Origin of the sequence: Azospirillum sp. B506 (assembly GCF_000333595.1) — a bacterium.
In the GTDB taxonomy this organism is placed as follows: Bacteria; Pseudomonadota; Alphaproteobacteria; order Azospirillales; family Azospirillaceae; genus Azospirillum.
On record NZ_BADK01000072.1, the window covers coordinates 1 to 7,033 of the forward strand.

The 7,033-nt window shown below is 72.1% G+C and carries 3 protein-coding genes; all 3 read left to right on the forward strand.

Going from position 1 to position 7,033, the window contains the following annotated elements:
- The first annotated feature begins 279 nt into the window (after positions 1 to 279).
- Positions 280 to 786, forward strand: a complete 507-nt coding sequence (locus I71_RS02365) for a hypothetical protein (protein ID WP_211098353.1) — start codon at positions 280 to 282, stop codon at positions 784 to 786.
- A gap of 53 nt (positions 787 to 839) precedes the next feature.
- A complete protein-coding gene (locus tag I71_RS02370) occupies positions 840 to 6,158 on the forward strand; it encodes a type I polyketide synthase (RefSeq protein WP_049975880.1) in 5,319 nt (1,772 codons plus the stop codon).
- The coding region (locus I71_RS02375) for a polyketide synthase (protein ID WP_042689828.1) at positions 6,155 to 7,033 on the forward strand (879 nt) is incomplete at its 3' end. The genes I71_RS02370 and I71_RS02375, both read left to right, overlap by 4 nt.

Sequence of the window (7,033 nt, forward strand, 5' to 3'; positions counted from 1 at the left end):
TGCTTCTGGAGGAATGGACCGCTGGCCCGTGCCCACCGCGTCAGCTTCCGCAGCAGCGGCCTGGGGGATATCGGCACGATGCTGCTGTCGGGATCGTCCTGGGCGATCAACGCCTCGGACGAATGCCGGATCCTGCATGCGGAGTCGTGAGACCGCCTCCGCCCGCGATGGCGGGGCGCAGATCAGCCACGCGGCCGGCGCGCCCCGGCGCCGATTGACCGGCCCGGCGGCGCCCGTCTAGCCTTCCGACCATTCGAGATGGGCGTGACGGTGCAGGTGATGAAGCGGGGCACCCTGTTCCCCTTCCGCGCCCAGCGCCTGTACGAGCTGTATTGCCGCCACACCGGCCTGGACGACCTCCCCGCCGGCGAGCGCGCGATGCTGGAGAAGGACGTCTTCCAGGCCCCGCTGGAGGAGATCTGGCGCCAGACCCGCGAGCATTTCGCCGTCCGCGACCCGGCGGAACTGGCCCGGGCCGAGGCCGATCCCCGTCACCGCATGGCGCTGGTCTTCCGCTGGTATCTGTTCAACGCCGCCCGCTGGCCGATGCTGGACGACTCCACGCGGCGCCATGACTTCCAGGTCTGGTGCGGCCCCGCCATGGGCGCCTTCAACGACTGGGTGAAGGGCAGCTTCCTGGAAGCGGCGGAGAACCGCACGGTCGAACAGATCGCCCGCAACCTGCTGGAGGGTGCCGCCGTGGTGACCCGCGCCCAGCAGATGCGCACGGCCGGACTGCCGGTTCCGGCCGCCGCCTTCACCTGGGTTCCGCGCCGGCTGGCCTGATCCGCCGGCACGCCCCTTCCGCTCCACTCCCCCTCCGAACCTCCGAGACGGCCTTGAAGAACCGCCACCCCATCGCGATCGTCGGCATCGGCGCCATGTTCCCCGGCTCCGGCACCACGCACGGCTTCTGGCGCGACATCCTGACTGGCCGGGATTGCATCGGCGACATCCCGGCCAGCCATTGGCTGGTGGAGGATTATTACGACCCCGACCCGACCGCGCGGGACAAGACCTATTGCCGCCGCGGCGCCTTCCTGCCGCCGGCCACGCTGGACCCGCTGGAGTTCGGTATCCCGCCCCAGGCGCTGAGCGCCACCGACACCGCGCAGCTTCTGGCGCTGATCGTCGCCAAGGAAGTGCTGGACGAGGCCTGCCGCACGCAGTTCCGCGACATCGACCGCAGCCGGACCAGCATCGTCCTCGGTGTGGCGTCCGCCACCGAGCTGGTCGGCACCATGGGCGCGCGGCTGCAGCGGCCGGTCTGGGTCAAGGCCCTGCGCGAAGCCGGCCTGCCGGAAGAGGAGGTGACCGCCGTCTGCGACCGCATCGCGTCCCATTATGTGGAATGGCAGGAAAGCAGCTTCCCCGGCGTGCTCGGCAATGTGGTGGCGGGACGCATCGCCAACCGGCTCGACCTCGGCGGCACCAACTGCGTGGTGGACGCCGCCTGCGCCAGTTCGCTGTCGGCCCTGCTGATGGCGGTGAACGAGCTGGAGCTGGGCCATTCCGACATGGTCATCAGCGGCGGCGTCGACGCGCTGAACGACATCTTCATGTACATGTGTTTCAGCAAGACGCCGGCCCTGTCCAGGAGCGGCGATTGCCGACCCTTCTCCGATGCCTCCGACGGCACCATCGTCGGCGAGGGGCTTGGCCTGTTCGCCCTGCGCCGGCTGGAGGACGCCGAGCGCGACGGCAACCGGATCTATGCCGTCATCCGCGGCATCGGCTCCTCCTCCGACGGCCGCGCCACCAGCGTCTATGCGCCCCGCCCCGAGGGACAGGCGGTCGCCCTGCGCCGCGCCTATGCCGATGCCGGTTACGACCCGCGCAGCGTCGAGCTGGTGGAGGCCCACGGCACCGGCACCCGCGCCGGCGATCTGGCGGAGGTCACCGCCCTGACCCGGGTGTTCCGCGAAGCCGATGCGGATGCCGGCTCCTGGTGCGCCATCGGCTCGATCAAATCGCAGATCGGCCACACCAAGGCCGCCGCCGGGTCCGCCGGTCTGCTGAAGGCCGCCCTGTCGCTGCATCAGAAGGTTCTGCCGCCCACCATCAAGGTCGAGCGGCCCGACAGCCGCCTCGATCTGGACAGCAGCCCCTTCTACCTCAACACCCGTGCGCGGCCCTGGGTGAAGGCGGATGGCCCTGGCCGCGCACTCCGCCGTGCCTCCGTCAGTTCCTTCGGCTTCGGCGGCAGCAACTATCATGTGGCGCTGGAGGAATATGCCGGCCCGCAAGCCGCCTCCCGCCTGTGGGCCGGCGGGGCGCTGGTGCTGGTCGGCGGTGCCGATGCGCGCTCCGTCGCGGACGCTGCCCGCCTCCTCGCCGACCGTGTCCGGTCGGAGGGTCTGGAGAGGGTCGCCCGCGACAGCCAGATCGCCTTCGATCCCGGCGCCCGGCACCGGCTCGCCATCGTCGCCGCCGATGCCGCACAGTTCGAGGCGCGGCTGGCGACAGCGCTGAAACAGTCCGCGCCCTTCTCCACGCCCTTCTCCACTCTGGGCATCCATCTGGCGGTGGGTGAAGCCATCGGTGGCAGGATCGCCTTCCTGTTCCCCGGCCAGGGAAGCCAGTATTTGGCGATGGGCGCCGACCTCGCCGTCGCCTTCGACGAGGCCCGTGCCGTTTGGGACCGCCAAGCCGCGCTGCCCGAAGCGGCGGGCCGGCCGCCGCTGCACCGCCTGGTCTTCCCGCCGCCCGCCTTCGCCCCGGAAGACGCGGCGGCGCAGGAAGCCGAACTGACCCGCATGATCCACGCCCAGCCGGCCATCGGAACGGCGAGCCTCGCCCTGCTGGCGGTGCTGGAGCGCGCCGGCCTTCGCGCCGATGCCGTCGCCGGCCATTCCTTCGGCGAGATCACCGCGCTGTGCGCCGCCGGCGCCATCGACCGCGACACCGCCCTGACCCTGGCCTTCGAGCGCGCCCGCTGCATGGAGGAGGCCGCAGCCGGCACCGACGGCGCCATGATCGCGGTTGCCGCCGGACGCGACCGTGTCGCCCCGCTCCTGCCGGGGCTGGAGGTGGTTCTCGCCAATGACAACGGGCCGGATCAGGTGGTGCTCTCCGGTGCCCGCGCCGCGGTCGAGAAAGCCGCCGCCCTGCTGGAAGGCGAAGGACTGCGGGTGGTCCGGCTGAAGGTCGCCAGCGCCTTCCATTCCCCGGTGGTCGCGCAAGCGTCGAAGACCTTCCGCGCCGTCCTGGAGAACACGCGCTTCCGCCCCCCCGCCGTCCCGGTCTACGCCAACCTCACCGCCGCCGCCTACAGCGAAACCGAGACCCGCGACCTGCTGGCCGGACAGATCGCCGGCACGGTCCGTTTCCGCGAGACGGTCGAAGCGCTCCATGCCGACGGGGTCCGGGCCTTCGTCGAGGTCGGTCCCGGTGCCGTGCTGACCGATCTGGTCGGGCAATGCCTGGGCGACCGCCCGCATCTGGCGGTGGCGCTGGACCGTCGTGGCGCCAACGGCGTCGCCAGCCTGCTGGACGGATTGGCCGCATTGGCCGTCCATGGCGTGAACATCGACTTCGACGCGCTGTGGGCCGGCTTCGCCGAGGAGCGCAGGCCCAAGACGCCGTCGCCGGCCGCAGTCCGGATCTCCGGCGCCAATTTCGGCAAGATCTATCCGCCGCCGGGCGGCGCCTCCGCCCTGCCCAGGCCCAATCCGCCGCGTCCCGTGCCTGCCCCGCCGGCCCCGCCCCCTCCTGTGCCGGTTCAATCCGCGCCTGTTCCGCCCCGCCCGGCCCCGTCCACGTCCAGCAAAGAAACTCCGATCATGGTCACGACCTCCCCTTCCCAGCAGCCGGCGCCCACCCCCGTCGCGGCGGCGTCGGTGGAGACGATCTATCACCATGTCGCCGATGCCCATGCCGCCTTCCAGCGCGCCATCGCCGAAAGCCATCAGGCCTTCCTGGCTGTCGCCGGTCAGGCGATCCAGAGCCTGAGCGGCGTTCCGGCCCATCAGGCCGGCATGTCTGCGCCGGCCCTGCCGATCCAGGCTGCCACGCCGCCCGCCCCGCCGGTGCAAAGGCAGGCGCCGGCCCCCATGGCGCCGCAACCCGTCGCTCCGTCCAGGCTGCCGCCCGTGGCAGTCCCCGCCCCCACTCCCGTCGTCACCACGCCCGTCGCCGCCCCGCCCGCGGCCAACGCCCGCGACATCGTTCTGGCCGTGATCGCCGACAAGACCGGCTACCCGGTGGACATGCTGAGCGCGGAGATGGAGCTTGAGGCCGGTCTCGGCATCGATTCCATCAAGCAGGTCGAGATTTTCTCGACCCTGCAGGACCGCATCCCGGCGCTCGGCAACGCCGACATGCGTGAACTCAACGCGCTGAAGACCATCGGCCAGATCCTCGCCATGGCCGACAGCCGCGCCGCCACTCCGGCGCCGTCTCCCATTGTCCCGGAACCCCCGGCCGCCAAGCCAGCCGCTCCCGCCATCGATGTCGGCGCGCTGTTCATGGGTCTGGTCGCCGAGAAGACCGGCTACCCCATCGAGATGCTCAGCCCGGAGATGGAGCTGGAAGCCGGTCTCGGCATCGATTCCATCAAACAGGTGGAGATCTTCTCCGCCCTGGTCGAACGCCTGCCGGACCTCGCCGCGGTCGAGATGCGCGAACTGACGGCGCTTAAGACCGTCGGCGCGGTGATCGACCGTATCGAGGGCGGCACGCCCGCCGCACAGGCGCCGGCCCCTCAAACGCAGACCCTGCCCGCGTTATCGGCCGGCACCATCCGCAGCCGCCCGGTGCTGGAGGACCGGAAGGCCCCCGGCGCCGACATGCTGCGCGGCCTGACCAGTGTCGCCGTGATTCCCGATGCCGCCGGCGTCGCCGCCGAACTGGTGGCGCTGCTGTCGGCCAGGGGACTGTCCGCCCGCATCGCCGAACAGCCGGACGACCGGGACGACGCGGTGCTGTTCCTGGCCGGTCTCGACGGCGCCGATGCCGCCTCGACCGCCGACCTGCACTGGCGTGCCCTTGCCGCCGCCAAGGCCGCCGCTCCCCGCTTCGGCGAGACCGGCGGCGCCTTCGTCACCGTCCAGACCGGCGACAATGCTTGGCTGGGGCTTGGCGGACTCGTCCTGACGGCCGCCCATGAGTGGCCGGCGGCGCGGCTCAAGGCCATCGATGTGGAACGGGGCAGCCGCTCCGCCGCCGAACTGGCCCGGCTCCTGGCCGCCGAGATCGCCGGCGGTGACGGCGACGCCGAGGTCCGCCTGACCGCCGACGGCAGGCGCCTCGTCCGTACCCTCCGCCAGGAGGATGCGGCGGACGGTCCGCTGCCATTGCCGGAGGGCGCGGTGATCGTTGTCTCCGGCGGCGCGCGCGGCGTGACCGCCGTGGCGTTGGAACAGCTGTCGCGCCGCATCCGTCCCACCCTGGTCATTCTCGGCCGCAGCGACCCGAGCGCCGCACCGGTCCTGCCTGGCCTTGCCGAGGATGCCGACGAGGCGACCGTGCGCCGGGCGGTGATCGCAAGCCACAGCACTGCCGGAAGCGCCGGCAGGTCGCCGCGCGAGATCGAGGCGACGGTCAAGGCCATCCTCTCCGCCAACGAGGCCCGCGCCACGCTGCGCCGGCTGGAAGCGGCCGGTGCCCGCGTCCGCTACTGCCGCGCCGACGTGCGCGACACCGCCTCCGTCGCCCAGGCGCTGGCCACGGTCCGTGCCGAGGCCGGCCCGATCTCCGGCATCGTCCATGGCGCCGGGGTGCTGGCCGACAAGCGGATCGGCGACAAGACGCGCGAGCAGTTCGACGCCGTCTTCCGCACCAAGGTGGACGGCATCGCCAACCTGCTGGACGCCACCCGCCAGGACCCGCTGCGAATCATCTGCCTGTTCTCCTCCATCGCCTCGCTGCACGGCAATGCCGGGCAGTGCGACTACGCCATGGCGAACGGCGTGCTCAATGCCGTGGCACGGGCCGAGGCGGCACGCCGGCCGGACTGCACGGTCAAGGCCATCGCCTGGGGGCCCTGGGACGGCGGCATGGTCGGACCGGCGCTGAAGCAGCATTTCCGCCGCATGGCGGTCGACCTGATCGCCCCGGCCGACGGCGCCGCGTTCATGCTGCGCGAACTGGCCCAGGCGCCGGCCGCCACCGACGACAGAAGTGACTCGGTCGTCTCCTGCATCGGCCGTTCGGCATGAGCCCCGTCCCGCCCATCGCCATCGTCGGCCATGGCTGCGTGCTGCCCGGCGCCCTCAGCCCGGCGGAGCTGTGGCGGGCCGTCGTCGAGGGGCGGGATCTGTTGCGCCCGGTGCCGCCCGGCGTCTGGCGCGTCGATCCGGCGCGGGCGCTGTCGCCCCAGGCGCCCGAACGCTCGGCGACCGACCGCGGCGGCTATGTCCAGGGCTTCGAGTCCATTTTCGACCCCGGTGGCTTCGCCTGCCCGGCGGAGGAACTGGCCGGGCTCGACCCGCTGGTGCTCTGGCTGGTCCACTGTGGGCGCGAGGCGCTGCGCGAAGCCGGGCTGGACGTCGCCCCACCCCGGCGCTGCGGCCTGATCGCCGGAAACCTGTCCTATCCCACCGCCAGCCTCACCGCCTATGCCGAGGCGGTCTGGCTGGACCGGGAGCGGCCGAACCCGGCCAACCGCTTCTCCTCCGGCCTGCCCGCCCGGCTGGCCGCCCGCGCGCTCGGCCTCGACGGCCCCGCCTTCTGCCTGGACGCCGCCTGCGCCTCCTCGCTCTACGCGGTCAAGCTGGCCTGCGACCAGCTCCGCGACGGCCATGCCGACCTGATGATCGCCGCCGGTGTCAATCGTGGCGACGACCTGTTCCTCCACATGGGCTTCACCGCCCTGAACGCCCTCAGCCCCACCGGCCGCAGCCGCCCCTTCCACCGCGAGGCCGATGGGCTGATCCCCGCCGAGGGAGCCGCCTGCGTGGTGCTGAAACGGCTGGAGGATGCCGTCCGCGACGGCGACCGCATCCTCGGCGTCATCCGCGGCATCGGCCTGTCCAACGACGGGCGCAGCCGCGGCATCCTGGTTCCCGATGCGGGCGGACAGGTGCGCGCATGC